Here is a 19,280-nt window from a genome sequence, read left to right on the forward strand (position 1 = left end):
AATCCCGTGTGATTGAGCGGTCCGCGAGGCCGCGCCAAACCTGTCCAACTGTTAATTCGACTTCGTCAGGCTTCGGCCATATTGGTGGATGGGGGTGAAAGAATGCCGCCATGGACCAGCAATTGGAAATGCCCCTGCAGACGACCGTCGCGCCACGCCGATCGCGTCGCTGGATCCCGTGGCTGATCTTCATTGCCATTGTCGCCGCAACCGCCGCCTATCTCTATCAGCGTCCGCATGTCGAGGCGAGGCAACCCGGCGGCAGACGAGGCGCGCAGCCGACGACGATCGGCTCCGCCGCCGTCGAAAAGGGCACGATAGACGTCACCCTCAATGCGCTCGGCACGGTGACCTCGCTCTCCACCGTCACCGTCAAGCCGCAGGTCACCGGCCCGCTCATCCAGGTGAATTTCAAGGAGGGCCAGGACGTCAAGAAGGGCGACCTGCTGGCCGAGATCGATCCCCGCCCCTATCAGGCGGCGCTCGCCCAGGCCCAGGGCCAGGTGGTGCGCGACCAGGCCATGCTCAGGGATGCCCAGCTCGACCTCGTCCGCGACCAGAAACTGGTGGCGCAGGGGACGGCGACACCGCAGACCCTCGACGCGCAGGTCGCCCTTGTCGCGCAGGACCAGGGTTCCGTCCAGGTCGACCAGGCGATGATACAGACCGCCACCCTCAATCTGGATTATTGCCGCATCCTGGCTCCCGTCGACGGACGGGCAGGGCTGCGCCAGGTCGATCAGGGCAACTACGTCACCCCTGGCGATGCCAACGGCATCGTCATCATCACGCAAGTCCAGCCGATCAGTGTGTTGTTCACCGTGCCCGAGGATGAATTGCCCGCGATCGCGCAGCGCATGCAGCAGGGAGCCACTTTGCCCACATCGGCTTTCGACCGCGCCGGAGCCAAGAAGCTCGCCGACGGCCAGCTCGAAACCTTCGACAGCCAGATAGACCCGAGCACCGGCACCATCAAGCTGCGGGCGGGCTTCGCCAACGAGACGCGCGTCCTCTACCCGAACCAGTTCGTCAACCTCGCGCTTCTCGTCGACGAGCACAAGGACGTGGCGATCGCCCCGATCGCGGCGATCCAGCGCGGCTTGCCCGGCACCTTCGTCTATCTGGTCAACCCCGACAGCACGGTCGCCGTGCGCAAGGTCACGCTTGGCGTCACCAATGGCGAACACGTCGAGATCCTCGCCGGCCTGAACCCCGGCGACCGTGTCGTCGTCGACGGCGCCGACAAGCTCCGCGACGGCGCCCATGTCAACCTTCAGCAGGATGCGCCGGCCCCGGCACAGCCCTCGGCACCGGTCTCGGCGCAGTCACCTCCGGCATCGGCTGCCACGCCCGCCGGGACAGCGCCTCAGTCACAGGCGTCGGCGCCGGACCAGCCCGCATCGGATGCGCCAAAGCCGGATGACACGGGCAAGCGCAAGGGCCAGGGCCGCAAGCATCGTCACGCGGAGTCCGGGCAGCAGCAATGAGCCCGTCGCGCGCCTTCATCCTGCGGCCGGTGGCGACATCGCTGTTCATGGTCGCCATCATGCTGTCGGGCCTGCTGGCCTATCGCTATCTGCCCGTCTCGGCCCTGCCCGAGGTCGACTACCCCACCATCCAGGTGCAGACCTTCTATCCCGGCGCCAGCCCTGACGTCATGACGTCCTCGGTCACGGCACCGCTGGAAGTCCAGCTCGGCCAGATCGCCAACCTCAACCAGATGAACTCCGTCAGTTCGGCCGGATCCTCGGTCATCACGCTGCAGTTCAGCCTGGCGATATCGCTCGATGTCGCCGAGCAGGAGGTTCAGGCGGCCATAAACGCGGCCGGTAATCTTTTGCCGGCAGACCTGCCGGCGCCGCCCATCTACGCCAAGGTCAATCCGGCCGACGCGCCGGTGCTCACCCTCGGCCTGACCTCGGCCACCATGCCGCTGCGCGACGTGCAGCAGCTTGCCGACACCAGGCTGGCGCAGAAGATATCGCAGCTGCCGGGCGTCGGCCTGGTCAGCCTCAGCGGCGGCCAGCGGCCGGCGGTGCGTGTCCAGGCCGATCCGCGCAAGCTCGCCGCCTATGGCCTCAACCTCGACGATTTGCGCACCACTTTGGGCAGCGCCAACGTCAACACGCCGAAGGGCAATTTCGACGGGCCGTCGCGCGCCTACACCATCAATGCCAACGACCAGCTGAAGAGCGCCGACGAATACCGTTCGCTGATCGTCGCCTACAAGGACGGCGCACCGGTGCGGCTAAGCGATGTGGCCGACGTGGTCGACGCCACCGAGAACAACCGACTTGCCGCCTGGATGAACAGCACGCCGGCGATCATCCTCAACATCCAGCGCCAGCCCGGCGCCAATGTCATCGACGTGGTCGACCGCATCAAGGCGCTGCTGCCGCAGCTCCAGGCCTCGCTGCCGAACGCCGTCGACGTGAAGGTGCTGACCGACCGCACCACGACCATCCGCGCCTCCGTGCGCGACGTCGAATACGAGCTGACGCTCTCGATCATCCTCGTCGTGCTGGTCATTTTCGTCTTCCTGCGCAGCGCGCGCGCCACGCTGATCCCGAGCCTGTCGGTTCCCCTGTCGTTGGTCGGCACACTGGGCGTCATGTACCTGTTCGGCTTCAGCCTCGACAATCTTTCGCTGATGGCGCTGACCATCGCCACCGGCTTCGTCGTCGACGACGCCATCGTCGTCATCGAGAACGTCGCCCGCTATGTCGAGGAGGGCGCTACGCCGCTGCAGGCGGCGCTGAAAGGGTCGCAGCAGATCGGCTTCACCATCATCTCGCTGACCGTTTCGCTGATCGCGGTGCTGATCCCGCTTCTGTTCATGGGCGATGTCGTCGGCCGGCTGTTTCGCGAATTCTCCATCACGCTTGCCACCACCATCCTGATCTCGGCGGTGGTGTCGCTGACGCTGGTGCCGATGGCCTGCGCCAAGCTGCTCAAACCGGTGGCGGCGGTGCGCGAAAACGCCCTGCAACGCGCCAGCCGCGACTTCTTCGACTGGGTGATCCGCGGCTACGGCCGGGCGCTGACCTGGGTACTCGACCGGCAGACGCTGATGCTCGTGGTGGCGGCGGCCACCCTGGTGCTGACGGCGGCCCTCTACGTGGTCATCCCCAAGGGGTTCTTCCCCGTGCAGGACACCGGCGTCATCCAGGCCATATCAGAGGCGCCACAGTCGATCTCCTATGCCGCCATGGCCGACCGGCAGCAGCAGCTGGCCGCCATCATCCTTAGGGATCCCGACGTCGACAGCCTATCGTCCTTCATCGGCGTCGACGGCACCAACACGACGATGAATGTCGGCCGCATCCTGATCAACCTCAAGCCGCATGAAGCGCGCACCGCTGATATCACGCAGGTCATCGCGCGGCTGAAACAGGAAGCCGGCGCCGTGCCCGGTGTCATGCTCTATATGCAGCCGGTTCAGGACCTGACCATCGACGGCCAGGTCAGCCGCACCCAGTACCAATTCGTGCTCCAGGACGCCAATGCCGATGAGCTGGGAGAATGGACGCCGAAGCTGCTTGCCAGGCTGAACACGCTGCCGCAGCTCGCCGACGTCGCCAGCGACCTATCGAACAGCGGCCTCGCCGTCTTTGTCGATATCGACCGCGACCAGGCCGCGCGCTTCGGCATCACGCCGGCGACCGTCGACAATGCGCTCTACGATGCTTTCGGCCAGCGTATGGTGTCGACCATCTACACCACGTCAAGCCAGTCCCGGGTCATTCTCGAGGCCGCCCCTTCAGAGCAGGATTCGCTCAAGGCGCTCTCTTCCGTCTACCTGCCCTCCTCGACTGGCGGCGCCCCGGTGCCGCTATCGGTGGTGGCAGCCACCCATATCGCCACCACGCCGCTGCAGATCACCCATATGGGGCAATTCCCCGCCACCACCGTCTCGTTCAACCTGGCGCCAGGTGTGTCGCTCGGCGAGGCGGTCACCGCGATCCAGCAGGCGCAGGCCGACATCGGCATGCCGCTCAGCATCATCACCAGCTTCCAGGGTGCGGCGCGCGCCTTCCAGGCTTCGCTCGACAACACACTGTTCCTGATCCTGGCGGCGGTGGTCACCGTCTACATCGTGCTCGGCGTGCTCTATGAGAGCTTCATCCACCCGATCACCATCCTGTCGACGCTACCTTCGGCCGGCATCGGCGCGTTGCTGGCGCTGATGATCGCCGGCCAGGACCTGACCATCATCTCGATCATCGGCATCATCCTCCTGATCGGCGTGGTCAAGAAGAACGCCATCATGATGATCGACTTCGCGCTCGACGCGCAGCGCCATGAAGGCAAGACGCCGCGCGAGGCCATCTACCAGGCCTGCCTGCTGCGCTTCCGCCCGATCCTGATGACGACGCTGGCGGCGATGCTGGGCGCCTTGCCGCTTATGCTCGGCACCGGCGTCGGCTCGGAACTGCGCCATCCCCTGGGCGTCTCCATCGTCGGCGGCCTGCTGCTCAGCCAGTTGCTGACGCTGTTCACCACGCCGGTGATCTATCTCTGGTTTGATCGTCTCTCGGCTCGTCTCAGAGGCATCGAACCCAACCTTGCCCATGCCCCCAATCTTCCTCGCACCAATGGTGCGGACGCCGGGCCATGAACCTGTCGGTTCCCTTCATTCGACGGCCGGTGGCAACGACGCTGCTGACTTTCGGCCTGCTGGCGGCCGGGCTGGTGGCGTTTCCGCAATTGCCGGTGGCGCCGCTGCCGGCGGTCGACTACCCCGTCATCTCGGTGACGGCCTCGCTGCCCGGCGCCAGCCCCCAGGTGGTGGCCAACACCGTCGCCAGCCCACTCGAGCGGCATCTCGGCGAAATCGCCGACGTCAACGAAATGACCTCGTCGAGCAGCGTCGGCAGCGCGCGCATCACCTTGCAGTTCGGGCTGGACCGCGACATTGACGGCGCCGCGCGTGACGTCCAGGCGGCGATCAACGCCGCGCGCGCCGACCTGCCGTCCAGCCTGCGTTCCAACCCGACCTATCGCAAGGTCAATCCCGCCGACGCCCCGATCCTCGTCCTGTCGATGACATCGGACACTCTGTCCAAGGGTCAGCTCTTCGATGCCGCCAGCACCGTGCTGGCGCAGAAACTCTCGCAGGTCGACGGCATCGGCGAGGTGTCGGTCGGCGGCAGCTCGCTGCCGGCGGTGCGCGTCGAGCTCAACCCGCAGGTGCTCTACGATTACGGCATCGGGCTGGAGGATGTGCGCGCCGCACTCGCCTCGGCCAACGCCCACAGCCCCAAGGGCGCCGTCGATGTCGGCGGCCGGCGCTACCAGATCTACGCCAATGACCAGGCCAACCAGGCCGAAGCCTACCGTTCCCTCATCGTCGCTTACCGCAATGGCGCGCCGGTCAGGCTTTCCGACGTCGGCCAGGTCAATGATTCCGTCGAGAACATTCGCAATGCCGGTCTTGCCAACGGCAAGCCGGGCGTGCTGATCATCCTCAACCGCTCGCCCAACGCCAACATCATCGCGACGGTGGACCGGGTAAAGGCGTTGCTGCCGGCGCTGCGCGCCTCGATCTCGCCGGCCATCGACCTGTCGCTGGCGGTCGATCGCTCGACAACCATCCGCGCTTCGCTGAGCGAGGTCGCGCAGACGCTGATGATCGCCATCGGCCTGGTGATCCTCGTCGTCTTCGCCTTCCTGCGCGACGTGCGTTCGGCGCTGGTGCCGATCGTGGCCGTGCCGGTGTCCCTCGTCGGTACACTGGGTGTCATGTATCTGCTCGGCTTCAGCATCGACAATCTGTCGCTGATGGCGATGACGGTGGCCACCGGCTTCGTCGTCGACGACGCCATCGTCGTGCTGGAGAACATCGCCCGCCACACCGCTTCCGGCATGGGCCGCATGGAAGCAGCGATCAAGGGCTCCCAGGAGGTCGGCTTCACCGTGCTGTCGATGAGCCTGTCGCTGATCGCCGTCTTCATCCCGATCCTGCTGATGGGCGGCATCGTCGGCCGGCTGTTCCGCGAATTCGCCGTCACGCTGTCGGCGGCGATCCTGGTCTCGCTCGCAATATCGCTCACCACCACGCCGATGATGTGCTCGATCCTGCTGCGCCCCGAGGGAGAACGCGAACACGGCCGGCTCTACCGCTTCAGCGAGCGCATCTTCGAGGCCATGCTGAGCTTCTATCGCCGGTCGTTGTCCTGGGCACTCGACAATCCGCTGCTGATCATGGCGGTGCTCGCGGCCACACTGTGCCTGAATGGCTATCTCTATGTCACCATTCCCAAGGGCTTCTTCCCGCAGCAGGACACCGGACGGCTGACCGGCTCGATCCAGGCCGACCAGGCGACCTCCTTCCAGTCGATGTCGCAAAAGCTCAGCCAGTTCGCCGGCATCGTCAGCAAGGATCCGGCGGTCGACGCCGCGGTCGGCTTCACCGGCGGCGGTCAGACCAATTCCGGCTTCATGTTCGTGTCGCTGAAGCCGTTGGCCGAGCGCAAGATCTCGGCCGACCAGGTCATCGCCCGGCTGCGGCCCAAACTGGCTGGTGTGCCTGGCGCCACGCTTTTCCTGCAGGCGGTGCAGGATATACGCGTCGGCGGGCGGCAATCGAACGCGCAGTACCAGTACACCTTGCAAGGCGACAGTTTCGATGAGCTGGCGGAATGGGCGCCGAAGCTCGCCGCCGCGCTGCAGACGGAACCCAGGCTCACCGACGTCAACTCCGACCAGCAGAACAAGGGCCTGGAAGCCGACGTCACCATCGACCGCGACACGGCAAAGCGCCTCGGCATATCGGCCAGCGAGATCGACAACACGCTCTACGACGCCTTCGGCCAGCGCCAGGTGTCCACCATCTATGTCCAGCGCAACCAGTACCACGTGATCATGGAAGTGGCGCCGCAATACTGGCAAAACCCGGATGCGCTGAAAAAAGTCTATGTCAGCACATCGGGCGGTTCGGTTGGAGGATCGCAGGCGAGCAATGCGGTTGCCGGCACATTCGTCGCACCAGGCCGGTCCACCAGCGCCCAGACGGTCGCCGCCGACGCGGCGCGCAACCAGGCCAACAATTCCATCACAAGCACCGGCAGGACGGCCGCCTCGACCGGCTCGGCGGTCAGCACCGGAGCCGAGATCATGGTGCCGCTGTCGGCCGTCGCGCATTATGGCCCCGGCAGCACGCCGCTGTCGGTCAACCACCAGGGCCTCTTCGTCGCCACCACCCTGTCGTTCAACCTGGCGCCGGGCGTCGCGCTCAGCGAAGGCGTCGCGGCCATCAACGCGGCGGCCGACCGCATCGGCATGCCGGCCACCATCCATGGCAGTTTCCAGGGCACGGCGCGCGTCTTCCAGGACTCCCTCTCCGACCAGCCGCTGCTGATCCTCGCCGCGCTGATCGCCGTCTATGTCGTGCTCGGCATTCTCTACGAAAGCTACGCGCACCCGCTGACCATTCTGTCGACCTTGCCCTCGGCCGGCGTCGGCGCCTTGCTGGCGCTGACCCTGTTCAACATCGAGTTCTCGATCATGGCGCTGATCGGCATCATCCTCTTGATCGGCATCGTCAAGAAGAACGCGATCATGATGATCGACTTCGCACTGGCCGCGGAGCGCAACGAGAACAAATCGGCGCATGACGCCATCTACCAGGCATGCCTGCTGCGCTTCCGCCCGATCATGATGACGACCATGGCGGCGCTGTTCGGCGCCGTGCCGCTGGCGATCGGCCTTGGCGAGGGCGCGGAACTGCGCCAGCCGCTCGGCATCGCCATCGTCGGCGGCCTGATCCTGAGCCAGATCCTGACCCTCTACACGACGCCGGTCATCTACATCTATATCGACCGTTTTGGTCGCTGGTGCCGGCGATTGCCGTCGCGGACCCGGTACTCCTGGCAGGCAGGCATACAACCGGGAGATTGAGCCGGCTCTCCGCCGATCACAAACTGTCAACTTTGCGTTCCTTGCCGTCCAGCGGTTTGGAACGCCCCTATATCGATGGGTACGGGCCACGAACCGCCGGCGATGAGAGGATCATCGCGACGCGACGGGAGCAGATTGCCCGCGATCGGAAAGCGATAGCCTTACCGCTTTTCCCGTTGAAGGGAGGCGCAACCATGCGCAATTTTACACCGAAGGTCATAGCAATCGCATCGCTTCTGGCGGCGGTGCCACTATCGAGCGCCTACGCGGTGCATCGCCATCGGGTCGAACCGGGCGGCATGTCCGTCGAGGCAAGTGCGGTCCTGGACCAGTTGCAGGGCGTCAGGCAGGGGATCGTCGAGGCCATGGATGCAAAGGCGATCACCCCTCAGCAGGAGCACGATCTGATGATGCAGGCCGAAAGCATTCACCGCTCGGCCACCGGTGGCGGCGCATATCGAGCTTTGCTCGGCCAGATAGAGAAGCTGGACCAGCAACTGCAGGTCGATACGGGCGGCGGCACATACATGGGCGACGGCTCCGATGGCGGCTATTACCCGAATGGCTGACGCGGACCGCTTATGATCGTTCGGCGCCCCAGACAGATTTCGGGGGCGCCGGTTTTTCACTGGGCCCTCGCACAGTGGTGCAAGCAAGGCGGGAAGCCTACTAGACCGAGGCGATGGTGCAGATGGAAGCGTCGCCAAGGCCCTGGCAGTGGCGGGAATTACGATACTCTTTCAATAATCCACTCAGCCACTCGCATTTCGAAGTAGAACGCGGCAAAGCTTCGCCGCCGCGCGATGTCTTATCGCTCGTCAAAACCACGGCTGGTCTGCATTCATGTCCGAAAGGCGTGCGCCCGGCCGCTCGGATGAGACGGACACTATGCCTGGCCTGATGAAGGTCGATTCAACGGGCAGCCCTTCGGCTGTTATCCAAGCCATAACCCGTCACTGTCGATCCATGCCTCGGCTGGCCCTGTTGTCCGCAAATGGTACGTCTGGACACAGGTGTTGAAGGCTGAAAAATAGGGAACGTGACTTCGCTATCCCAGTTGATTCAAGAGATCGGGAGATCCGCGCTGAATCTGGAAGACATAGCCGCCCATCCGGCCTTGCACCGCTACGTACAGGAACAGTCGCAGTCCCTGATCCGCATCTATGAGGAAACCCCGCGACTGGCTTCAATCTTTGCCACACAGCAGCGCTGGCTGATGGCCCATGTCGGCCTTGCCATGCACTTCCGGCGGGACCCGAACGACCGCCGCAAGGAACTGACCGTATCGCGTTTTATCGAGGTCGTGCACAAGAACGCCGTGGCCAGCCGCAATACGGCGGATGCATTCATCAAGGAGATGCTGCACTACAACATCGCCGAGTATGTGGCTGGCGGGGACGGCCGCACGCATCCCCTGCAACCGACGGCCGCCACCATCGAGAGGTTCACCGGCTGGGTGACCGCCCATCTGCGCACGCTTGACCATATCGATGGCGGCGACCGGCTGGGCAGATATCTGGAACGGCCCGACATGCTTGCCACACTGCAGCCGCTGATCGCTGACGGCCTGCTGACCTCAAAGCCGGTGCGCGAACCCAACCAGACCTTTTCCCTTTTCATCTGGCTCAACAATGGCGGCATCGTCATGGACTGGCTGATGTCCGGCATCGATCCGGACCACGCCGGCCTGGAGCGGATTCCGACCAGTGTGGTTTCGATCGGCGATTTCGCCAAATGGCTCAAGCTGTCGCGGACCCATCTCGGCCGCAAACTGCGCACCGCCGAGGAACTCGGCAGCATTGGCTGGCTCGGCCAACGCGGCCATTCGGTGATGTGGGTGTCGCACGGGTTCTACGAGGAATACATGACCGTGCAGGCCGCCAAGCTGGCTGTCGTCGACAATGCCTTCAAGGCTTGTTTTCCGCCATCGCAAGGCGGTGACTGAGCAGCGCCCTGCACAAGGGCTGATTTTGGGGAAAGCGTAAGGCGGATTTCCGTCCGCAATCAGGTCGGACAAGAAGAGATACCGATTTTGCGCTTCCGCGTAGCAATGAAGCTGCGTCCGTGATTGTGGCCACTGTACACATTCACCCACTATTGATGGCCAGCGTTGCCGCTCATCCGGCATTGCATCGCTGTGCCCGCGCCCAAGCTTCGCCGAAGCCTTTGGTCCGACGACCGGCCCGCTGACCGGAGCGGTATCCGAAGGGCCGATGCTGGACAAGCGTCAGAAGCTGTCCAGCATTACAGCGACGTGTACGCCCTGTGTCGATTGATGCTCGCCGAGCATCACCGACACTGATCTTGGGCAGACCTCGGCGTTCTCAATCGATGTCGAACGAGACGCCCTGGGCAAGCGGCAGCGCCTTGGAATAGTTCACCGTGTTGGTGGCGCGCCGCATATAGGCCTTCCACGCATCGGAGCCGCTTTCGCGGCCGCCGCCGGTCTCCTTTTCGCCGCCGAAGGCGCCGCCGATCTCGGCTCCTGACGTGCCGATGTTGACATTGGCGATGCCGCAGTCCGAACCGTCGACACCGAGGAACCGCTCGGATTCCTGCAGATCGCGCGTGAAGATCGACGATGACAGGCCAGCACCCACCGCATTGTGCTCGTCAAGCACAGCGTCGAAATCGGAATATTTCATCACGTAGAGGATGGGCGCGAAGGTTTCTTCCGTCACCGGCGAGACTTGGCTTTGCATCTCGACCAGCGCCGGATGCACATAATAGGCATCCGGGTGGCCATTTTCGACGCGCGTACCGCCGGTCACCTTGCCGCCATGGGCCGTGGCTTCCGTCAATGCCCTCTGCATGGCGTCAAAGGCCGCCTTGTCGATCAGCGGCCCGACCAGCGAAGAGGTCTCCAGCGGATTGCCGACAGACACGCTCTGATAGGCCTTCTTCAGCCGCGGCACCAAGGCATCGTAGACGCTCTCATGCACGAACAGGCGCCGCAGCGTCGTGCAGCGCTGGCCGGCGGTGCCCATGGCGCCGAAGGCAATCGCCCGCAGCGCCATGTCGAGATCGGCGGTCGGGCAGACGATGCCGGCATTGTTGCCGCCGAGCTCCAGCACCGCGCGGGCAAAGCGCTTGGCCAGACGCGGGCCGACGTCCCGGCCCATGCGGGTCGAGCCGGTGGCCGAGACCAGCGGCACCTTGGGATGGTCGACCAGGATTTCGCCGACGGCGCGGTCGCCGATCAGCACCGGCGCCAGCCCCTGCGGCGCGTCGGCGCCGAAACGCTTGACCGCGCGCTTGAAGATCGCCTCGCAGGCAAGTGCGGTCAGCGGCGTCTTTTCCGAGGGCTTCCACACCACCGCGTCGCCGCAGACGAGCGCCAGCGCCGCATTCCACGACCATACCGCGACCGGGAAGTTGAAGGCGGAAATGACGCCGACCACGCCGAGCGGATGCCAGGTTTCCATCATGCGATGGCCCGGACGCTCGGTGGCGATGGTCAGGCCGTACAATTGCCGGGACAGGCCGACGGCGAAATCGCAGATGTCGATCATCTCCTGCACCTCGCCGAGCCCCTCGGACGGGATCTTGCCGACCTCGATCGACACCAGCCGGCCAAGCTCGGCCTTGTGCGCACGCAATTCCTCACCGAGCAGCCGCACCAGTTCGCCGCGCTTCGGGCCGGGCACCAGCCGCCAGGACTGGAACGCATTGTGGGCGGCATCGATGGTCTTGGCCGCATCGGCCGGCGAGATGGTCTTCAGGGCCGCGATCTGTTCGCCCGTCACCGGGCTGTGCACGATCAGGTCGCCGCCGACTAGCGCGTCCTTGGCCACACCCAGTTTCGCCAGAAGCTCGGCCGTTTCCTTCGCTATGGTCATTTTTGTCCCTTTCAGATCCGTCGTCATCATATGGCGTCGGGTCAAAGCCTCGCGCCATCTCGCCCGCGTACCGAAAAGGCACTTCAGGCACAGTCATGGCGTGGCCTTACTCGTTTCGAGGGAAAATCGCCACCCCGGCATGGTCTAAGCCCGGGCGACACGATTGAGCCAGATGGGCAAACGCGGCTCAGTGGGCCTTTTTCGCCGGCACGCGCACGGCGCCGTCCTTCATCAAACGGTCGATATGCATGCGGATATGGGCTGCTTCCGCCGCCGTGTTGGCCAGCGCGATGGCGCGGTCGAAGGCGACCCGCGCCTCCTCACCCCGGTCGAGCTGCATCAGCAGCCCGCCCTTGAGGCCGAAGAAGTGGAAATAGCCGGAAAGCCTTTCTTCCAGCGGCTCGATCATGGCAAGGGCGGCTTCCGGGCCGCGTATTTTCGAGACCGCCACCGCGCGGTTGAGCGTGATGACGGGCGACGGCTGCATCTGTTCGAGCAGGCCGTAGAGCAGGTCGATCTCCACCCAGTCGGTGTCCTCGGCCTTCTCTGCCCGGGCATGCAAAGCGGCGATCGCGGCCTGCACCTGGTAGGGACCGGGCTTGCGATGGCGCAACGCCTTGTCGACCAGCGCCAGCCCCTCGTTGATCATCTTGCGGCTCCACAGGCTGCGATCCTGGTCCTCGAGCAGCACGATCTCGCCGTCCGCGTCGAAGCGGGCCGGCGCGCGCGCATGCTGCAGCAAAAGCAGCGCCGTCAGCCCCATGATCTCCGGCTCGGTCTGGAACAGCCGCAGCAACAGCCGGGCGAGCCGGATCGCCTCCTCGCACAGCGGCGCGCGGGCCGGCGCCTCGCCGCTGTTGGTCGAATAGCCTTCGTTGAAGATCAGGTAGACCATCGCCGCCACCGCGGCGAGCCGCTCGGAGCGCTCGGCAGCGCCCGGCGTCTCGAACGGCACGCCTGCGTCGGCGATGCGCGCCTTGGCGCGGGTGATGCGCTGCTCCATGGCGCTCTCGCCGACCAGGAAGGCGCGAGCGATCTGCTTGACGGTGAGACCGGAGACGATGCGCAGCGCGACCGCGATCTGCTGCGTTGCCGGAAGGTCAGGATGGCAGCAGATGAAGAGCAGCCGCAATATGTCGTCGCGATAGTGCGCGCCGTCCAGCCGCTCGGCGATGTCGCTCTCGGCGTCCTCCAGATCGGAGATCTGGTCCTCTTCCGGCATCGGCGCCTGCTTGGCGCGCTTGCGCACCGCGTCGATACCGCTGTTGCGGCCGACGAAGATCAGCCAGGCCGCCGGGTCGCGCGGCGGCCCGTTCTGCGGCCAGTTCTTCAACGCCCGGAGACAGGCATCCTGGAAAGCTTCCTCCGCCGTATCGAGATCGCGGAAATAGCGCAGCAGCGCGCCCATTGCCTGCGGGCGAGCAGCGCTGATCGCGGAGCTGATCCAGGCAAGTTCGGTCATACGGCCACCTTAGTGGGATTGAACACCGAGACCGGCCGGATCTCGTAGGATCCGCCGCTCGGGTTGACCTCGGAGAGCTCACGGGCGAATTCGACGGCCTCGTCGAGATCGGCGCATTCGAGCGTGTAGAAACCGAGGAACTGCTCCTTGGTCTCGGCGAACGGCCCATCGATGACGACCGATTCGCCTTTCACTTTCCGCAGCGTCGTCGCCGCTGTCGTCGGCAAAAGCCGCGCCACCGGGCCAAGCCGGCCAGCCTTGGCGTACTTGTCCTGAACGTTGATGAGATTGGCCATGACTTCGTCGTCCTGCGCCTTGCTCCAGGAGCTGACGACGTCTTCGGAGGCATAGCAGAGTATGGCGTAGAGCATGGTCGGTCCTTTTCTGTATCAAAGGACGAAACAGTATGACCGATCCCGACACGACGTCGATAAAAAAAGACGGATAGAGCGACCGTCAATTGCCGCCAGTCACCGTTCGTGCGTCTTCAACCATCTCAGCACGAGCGATTCCTCGTCATCGAGACCCTCCATGGGCCGCTTGCGCTTGTTGGCTTCCGCCATTTCTGCCAGCAGCCGTCCCTGCGACCAGGCTTCGAAAACCTGCGGATGAATATAGCACTTGCGGCAGACAGCGCGCGTGTTGCCCAGCCGCTCGGCCACCTTGTCGATGACGCTGTTCATCACCCGCTTTTGCTGGGCCTTGGCTTCGGGCAGCTCCGTCTGCGCAAACAGCGACGCGGCATGGATGGTGCCGCCCCAGGTGCGAAAATGCTTGGAGCTGAACGCATCGCCGGCGGCGTCCCTGATGTAGCGGTTGACGTCGTCGGAGCGGACCGGGCGTCTGCTGCCGTCTTCATCGAGATACTGGAACAGTTTCTGGCCCGGCAGGTCCTGCGCACCCCGCACGATGCCGGCGATACGGCGATCGACCAGCTTCAGTTTCCATTCCTTGCCGGACTTGCCCTTGAAGGCGAAGCGCAGGCTCGATCCCTTGATATCGACATGGCGGTCGCGCAACGTCGTAAGGCCGAAGCTCTTGTTGTCGCGCGCATAGGCGGCATTGCCGACGCGGATCATCGTATTGTCGAGCAGCCAGACGACCGCGGCGACGACGCGCTCGAACGGCAGGCCGTGGCGGCGCAAATCACCGTCGATCGTGCGCCTCAGCTTGGCCAGGCTTTCGGCGAAGGCAACTAGGCTCGAATATTTGGCGCCGTCGCGTTCTTCGGCCCATTGCGGATGATAGCGATACTGCTTGCGCCCCCGCTGATCCCTGCCGGTCGCCTGGATGTGCCCGTCGGCATCCGGCGATATCCACACATCCGTCCATGCCGGCGGAATAACGATCGCCTCGATACGCGCCCTGGCGGCATCCGAGACCGCTTTCCCGTCCGGTCCCTTGTAGGTAAATCCCTTGCTGGTCTTCAGCCGGCGGATACCAGGCTCTGCATCGCTGACATAGGTCAGCGCGGCGTGCTCAGCCGCGCTTTGCGCCCCGTTCTTCGGGGCAACGGCGCCGTCGGTTGGCCGGCCGTGCGGCAATCCGGATGTCTGCAGCATGTAAGCTCCACGCAAATATGCGTAGATAAGCTGTTGGCCGACAGCTGGTTCCACGCCGCGCGAAAGTCGGCTGGCCGCGATAAGCGAATGGCGGAACCTTACGACTACAAGACGCCCTGCAGTTCTACCCGCGGCGCCGACAGCCGGCGTCGCACCGCGAGCTTGAGCCTGTAACGCAGGCAGCGCCAGGCTTCTGACCGCCGCTTTGGCGCGGCCGCGGCCACTGCCAGGAAGCGCGCGGCGACGTCGAGGTCGCCACGTGCGTAGTGGACGCGGGCGATCTTGAGGGCGACAAGCCCTTCCCTGGTCTTGAGCGCCGAGACCGGGATGCCGCAATCGGTGAGCGTACGCAATTCCCGGCGCCACTCCAGGAAGCGCCGCACCGGGTTGATTGCGAAGCGGTCGTCGGAACGAGCCGGCGAAACCTCATAGACCATGACGGGTTGCGGAATCATGGCCAGCGAAGCCTTGCTCATCAGCCGCGCCCAGAACAGCGTGTCCTCGTCATAGGCAAGGCCCACCGGAAACCGTGTATCGCCGATCAGTTGCCGGGACGCCAGCACGCTGCCCACGGCGACGGAGCGTATGTCGCCTTTCACATAGGCCGAAGCATTTGCCAGGCACGCAGCCTGATAGCCGTTCGGCACCTTGATCTGCCGATCCTGCCCGTTCACCCGCCGCCGGTAGGCGCCGACGATCATGCCGGCTTTCGGCTGGTTCTCCGCCTGCCGCAGCAGCGCGCGCAATCCGCCCTGAAGATGCAAATCGTCGGCGTCGATCAGATACACCCAGGGATGGAGCGCCTGCGCCAGCGCCACGTTGCGGGCGCCGCCGGCGTCGCGGCATTCAGCCGGCAGCACACGCAGCGGCAAAGACAATTGCGCCGCTGCCTGCCGTGCCACATCAGCCGTGTTGTCAGTCGATGCATCGTCGACCAGCAGGATCTCGCCGATGACCTCGGCCTCGCTGCCAAGCGACGCCAGCGTTGTCGCGATCGTGGCCGCCGCATTGTAAGCAGGGATGACGACGCTGACCGCTTTCAATTACAAGACCCCGCGCCCGCGCCGAAACGAACAGAGATTAGCGGCCCCTTGGATGTTTGAGAAGTCGCTTCGTCCACGCAGCGGAACGCTTCGCGCTTCTCAGCGCGCTTTCATACCTTCTCGAGCGCAACCGGAATAACGTCGACGGCCTGCTCGCCGACCTGTCCGCCAGTGGTCTTCAGCACGCCGACGATCGGCGCGACGTCGGAATAGTCGCGGCCGTAGCCGACGGTGATATGGTCGTTGCTGGCCCGCATGCCGTTGGTCGGGTCGAACTCCTGCCAGCCGGCGTCACGCCCGCACCAGACCTTGACCCAGGCATGCATGGCGTCGGCGCCTTCCAGCCGCGGCTTGCCCTTGGGCGGGATGGTGCGCAGGAAGCCGCTGACATAACCGGCCGGAATGCCGAGGCCGCGCAAGCCCGCGATCATGATGTGCGAAAAATCCTGGCAGACGCCGCGCTTCAGCCTGAAGGCATCGCTGGCGCGGGTCCGCACCGTGGTCGCCTCGCCGTCATAGGTGAAATCCCGATGGATGCGGTTGCACAGATCCATTGCCGTGCCGGCGGCCGAGGTGCCGACGCTGTCCTGCGCATAGGAAGTGATCGCCGCATCGATGCCGGAGTGAGCGCTTCCCGCCAGAAAATGGTGCGGCGAGTCAGACGCCAGCGACCGCACCGCGGCCAGTTCCTGCCGCAGCCGCCCGATATCGGGCGACACGTCGAGCCCCGGCTCCGGCCGCGACACCGAAACGCGTGCACTCATCCTGATGTCGAGCGCGTCATGCGCGTCGCGAAAGGCAATCGAAGTGACGTTGTTGCCGAAGAAATCCGAGAAATCCGACCGTTCATTGGGCGCCGGGGCAAAAGACAGGGAAGCGGCAATGACGCGCTGCACGCCCGATATCGTCGATGGCAGCACGCGGATCTGGTGGCGACCGCCGCCCGCCGCCGCTGCATAGTCGTAATGGAGGTGAAGCCTGATGTCGTAAAGCATGGACTACTTTTCTTGTTTTGCCGCAGGTTCTTGCCGCAAAACCGTGAGACACTTTTGCGGAACCTGCTTAGCCGAAATAGGCTTTGGCGAGGCTGTTGTAGAGACCGCCGATTTCATAGGCGAGTTCGTCCAGCGCCTTTGCCGTCATGTCCGAAGGCTCCTTGATGGCTATGGCCGTGTTGAGCTGCAGGATCTCCTTCGCCGCCGGCGACATGTGCCCCTCGCCGCCGACCGACGGCAACAGGCCGATCTCGGCCTTCAGCCTTTCCAACTGGAACAGGATCGAGCGGGGATTGAGCGGGTCGAGCGCCAGAAGATCGATCACCGTGCGCCGGCCGGCCTGCACCGGATATTGCCGGCGATGGGTCATGACGCTGTCGCCGATCTCCAGCATCATGTCGAGCGCGCCGTCCGGCGCCTTGGGGCTGGTCAGCCGGGACAGCGTGCGGGCGATCTGGATGCCGCGTTCCAGCCGCCGGCCGATCTCAAGGAACCGCCAACCGGCGAAGCGGTACATGTTCTCATGCAGCAGGCCGGAGAAACCGGCGAGCTTGCGCAGGATCACCGTCATGGCCCGCGTCGCGTCATCGCCCGGCGCCACCGTCGTCGCGAACTGGTGGATGGTCTTCGACAGGTCCTTGAGCGCCAGCCAGCCGTCGGGGGAAAACCGGTCGCGGATCTGGCCCGCGCTATAGACGGCGCTGTCGAGCGTGCCGATCAGCCCTGACGGGATCGCCGTCTCGACGTCGATGCCGAACGGTTCGAGATAGTCCCTGATGTCGGCCAGCAACGGCATGTCTGGATCGGAGGTCTCGGCCAGCCGCACGTGATAGGCGCGCAGGATGCGCACCGTGTCTTCCGAACGCTCGATATAGCGGCCGAGCCAGGTGAGGTTTTCCGCAGCGCGGCTGGGCAGGCTGCCCGGCCTGGTGCGCGTGAAGCTGTCGCCCTCTTGCGGCAGCAGCGTCTCGCGCTCGACGGCCCTGTCGCTGACCACCCAGACGTCGGCCGCCTGGCCGCCGCGCTGCATGGCGATCGCCGTCGGATCGAGCGACAGCCCGACGCGGGCGAACCCGCCTGGCATGACCGTCCAGCCCTCGGGCGTGCGCGCCAGATAAACGCGCAGGCTCGCCGGCCGCGGCTCCAGCCAGCCGCCGACAAAGACCGGTGTCGTCGACAGCGTCACCGCTTCCTGGCCGACAAAGGCGCCGCCATCGCGTTCGATGCGCGCCACCAGCTCGGCCCGCTCCCCGGCCGACAGCGTCGAGCCGAGCGTGGTCTGGCCATCATCCTCGAAGGCGAGTCTCGTCGACAGCGCCGGGCCGACCACCATGCGGTCGATATTGGCAAGCACATGGGCGCGTTCGGTCGCCTGCCCGCACCACCATGTCGCGACGCTCGGCAAGAGCAGCTCCTCGCCACGCAATTCGCGCGCGATCTTGGGCAGGAAGGCGAGCAGCGCCCGTGTTTCCATCAGCCCTGAGCCGAGCGCATTGACGGTCGCAACCGCGCCCCGGCGGATGGCTTCCACCAGCCCCGGCGTGCCGATCTGCGAATCCGACCGCAATTCGAGCGGATCGGCGAAGGCGGCATCGAGGCGTCGCCACAACACGCTGATCGGCATCAGGCCGGAAACGGTGCGCACCATCAGCCTCCCGCCGGAGACGGTCAGGTCCTCGCCTTCGAGCAGCATGATGCCGAGATAGCGGGCGATATAGGCGTGTTCGTAGTAGGTTTCGTTGAGCGGCCCCGGCGTCAATATGGCGACGCGGCCTTCGCTTTCCCTGGCCATGCCGATCAGCGCATCGCGGAAACGGCGGAAGAAGCCGGCCAGGCGATGCACATGCATCTCGCCATAGATATCGGACAGCGCGCGCGTCGTGGCGACGCGGTTCTCCAGGGCAAAGCCGGCGCCCGACGGCGCCTGCGTACGGTCGCCCAGCACCCACCACTGGCCGTCAGGCCCACGGCCGAGTTCGAAGGCGCAGAAATGCAGGTAATGGCCGCCGGCCGGCGTGGTACCCACGACAGGCCGCAAATATTCGGGGCTGGCCGCGATCAATCCCGCCGGCAGGATGCCTTTTTCGATCAGCCGGTTGCGTCCATAGATATCGGCGATGGTTTCCTCGAACAACTCGGCGCGCTGCACGAGACCGGCGCTGATCGCGGCCCATTCGCTGTCCTCGATAAGCAGCGGCACATGCGCCAGCGGCCATTCGCGCTCATTGGCGCCGGCCTTGTCGTAGACGCGGTAATAGACGCCGGCATCGCGCAGATACTGGTCGGCACGGGCGAAACGCTGGCCGAGCTTCTCGGCACCGAGATCGTCGAGCGCCTCGATGAAATGCTTCCAGACCGGACGGGGATTGCCTGCGGCGTCGACCATCTCGTCGACGACGCCGTCGATGGGCTGGTAGTGCTCCAGCAGGCTATGGATCTGCGGCTTGCCGCGTATCCTCTTGTGATTCCCCTTTGCCATC

12 protein-coding genes are annotated in these 19,280 nt (G+C 64.9%); 5 read left to right on the forward strand and 7 right to left on the reverse strand.

Features of this window, described 5'->3' with window-relative positions:
* The first annotated feature begins 110 nt into the window (after positions 1-110).
* The 5 genes from ACVILI_RS29745 to ACVILI_RS29765 all read left to right on the forward strand — a co-directional run bounded on the left by ACVILI_RS29745 (position 111) and on the right by ACVILI_RS29765 (position 9,844).
* Positions 111-1,487: an efflux RND transporter periplasmic adaptor subunit gene (locus tag ACVILI_RS29745; protein ID WP_038649243.1), complete on the forward strand. Its 1,377-nt coding sequence runs from the start codon at positions 111-113 to the stop codon at positions 1,485-1,487.
* Positions 1,484-4,618, forward strand: coding sequence for an MdtB/MuxB family multidrug efflux RND transporter permease subunit (locus ACVILI_RS29750; protein WP_457102712.1), 3,135 nt, complete (start codon positions 1,484-1,486; stop codon positions 4,616-4,618). Before ACVILI_RS29745 ends, ACVILI_RS29750 begins: the two co-directional genes overlap by 4 nt.
* Entirely contained in the window at positions 4,615-7,899 is a 3,285-nt protein-coding gene (locus ACVILI_RS29755) for an efflux RND transporter permease subunit (protein ID WP_038649249.1), read from the forward strand. The genes ACVILI_RS29750 and ACVILI_RS29755 overlap by 4 nt, the downstream gene beginning before the upstream one ends.
* 194 nt (positions 7,900-8,093) lie before the next feature.
* A complete protein-coding gene (locus ACVILI_RS29760; protein WP_069093034.1) occupies positions 8,094-8,468 on the forward strand; it encodes a hypothetical protein in 375 nt (124 codons plus the stop codon).
* A gap of 647 nt (positions 8,469-9,115) precedes the next feature.
* Positions 9,116-9,844 carry a hypothetical protein gene (locus tag ACVILI_RS29765; protein WP_223217920.1) on the forward strand — a complete coding sequence of 243 codons (729 nt, stop codon included), beginning with the start codon at positions 9,116-9,118 and terminating at the stop codon, positions 9,842-9,844.
* 379 nt (positions 9,845-10,223) lie between these two features.
* Here ACVILI_RS29765 and amaB read toward each other — a convergent pair whose 3' ends face one another.
* The 7 genes from amaB to ACVILI_RS29800 form a co-directional block, all read right to left on the reverse strand.
* Positions 10,224-11,738, reverse strand: coding sequence for an L-piperidine-6-carboxylate dehydrogenase (gene amaB, locus ACVILI_RS29770; RefSeq protein WP_038653303.1), 1,515 nt, complete (start codon positions 11,736-11,738; stop codon positions 10,224-10,226).
* A 187-nt stretch (positions 11,739-11,925) separates the two neighbouring features.
* Positions 11,926-13,200 (reverse strand): RNA polymerase sigma factor, encoded by a 1,275-nt coding sequence (locus ACVILI_RS29775; RefSeq protein WP_038649258.1) that lies wholly within the window; start codon positions 13,198-13,200, stop codon positions 11,926-11,928.
* A complete protein-coding gene (locus tag ACVILI_RS29780) occupies positions 13,197-13,571 on the reverse strand; it encodes a YciI family protein (RefSeq protein ID WP_019860910.1) in 375 nt (124 codons plus the stop codon). Before ACVILI_RS29780 ends, ACVILI_RS29775 begins: the two co-directional genes overlap by 4 nt.
* 99 nt (positions 13,572-13,670) lie before the next feature.
* On the reverse strand, positions 13,671-14,762 hold the full coding sequence (locus ACVILI_RS29785) for a DNA topoisomerase IB (protein WP_038649261.1): 1,092 nt from the start codon (positions 14,760-14,762) through the stop codon (positions 13,671-13,673).
* A gap of 104 nt (positions 14,763-14,866) precedes the next feature.
* Positions 14,867-15,805, reverse strand: coding sequence for a glycosyltransferase family A protein (locus ACVILI_RS29790; protein WP_019860912.1), 939 nt, complete (start codon positions 15,803-15,805; stop codon positions 14,867-14,869).
* A gap of 110 nt (positions 15,806-15,915) precedes the next feature.
* Positions 15,916-16,800, reverse strand: a complete 885-nt coding sequence (locus ACVILI_RS29795) for a transglutaminase family protein (protein ID WP_019860913.1) — start codon at positions 16,798-16,800, stop codon at positions 15,916-15,918.
* Positions 16,801-16,867: 67 nt separating this feature from the next.
* Positions 16,868-19,279 carry a circularly permuted type 2 ATP-grasp protein gene (locus ACVILI_RS29800; RefSeq protein WP_038649270.1) on the reverse strand — a complete coding sequence of 804 codons (2,412 nt, stop codon included), beginning with the start codon at positions 19,277-19,279 and terminating at the stop codon, positions 16,868-16,870.
* Position 19,280: the final 1 nt, after the last annotated feature.

The organism is Mesorhizobium sp. USDA 4775, assembly GCF_054062655.1.

Bases quoted from the DNA above. Each gene is read 5' to 3' on its own strand.
- ACVILI_RS29745 (WP_038649243.1), top strand. From the start codon at position 111: ATGGACCAGCAATTGGAAATGCCCCTGCAGACGACCGTCGCGCCACGC.
- ACVILI_RS29750 (WP_457102712.1), top strand. From the start codon at position 1,484: ATGAGCCCGTCGCGCGCCTTCATCCTGCGGCCGGTGGCGACATCGCTG.
- ACVILI_RS29755 (WP_038649249.1), top strand. From the start codon at position 4,615: ATGAACCTGTCGGTTCCCTTCATTCGACGGCCGGTGGCAACGACGCTG.
- ACVILI_RS29760 (WP_069093034.1), top strand. From the start codon at position 8,094: ATGCGCAATTTTACACCGAAGGTCATAGCAATCGCATCGCTTCTGGCG.
- ACVILI_RS29765 (WP_223217920.1), top strand. From the start codon at position 9,116: ATGGCCCATGTCGGCCTTGCCATGCACTTCCGGCGGGACCCGAACGAC.
- amaB (WP_038653303.1), bottom strand. From the start codon at position 11,738: ATGACCATAGCGAAGGAAACGGCCGAGCTTCTGGCGAAACTGGGTGTG.
- ACVILI_RS29775 (WP_038649258.1), bottom strand. From the start codon at position 13,200: ATGACCGAACTTGCCTGGATCAGCTCCGCGATCAGCGCTGCTCGCCCG.
- ACVILI_RS29780 (WP_019860910.1), bottom strand. From the start codon at position 13,571: ATGCTCTACGCCATACTCTGCTATGCCTCCGAAGACGTCGTCAGCTCC.
- ACVILI_RS29785 (WP_038649261.1), bottom strand. From the start codon at position 14,762: ATGCTGCAGACATCCGGATTGCCGCACGGCCGGCCAACCGACGGCGCC.
- ACVILI_RS29795 (WP_019860913.1), bottom strand. From the start codon at position 16,800: ATGCTTTACGACATCAGGCTTCACCTCCATTACGACTATGCAGCGGCG.
- ACVILI_RS29800 (WP_038649270.1), bottom strand. From the start codon at position 19,279: ATGGCAAAGGGGAATCACAAGAGGATACGCGGCAAGCCGCAGATCCAT.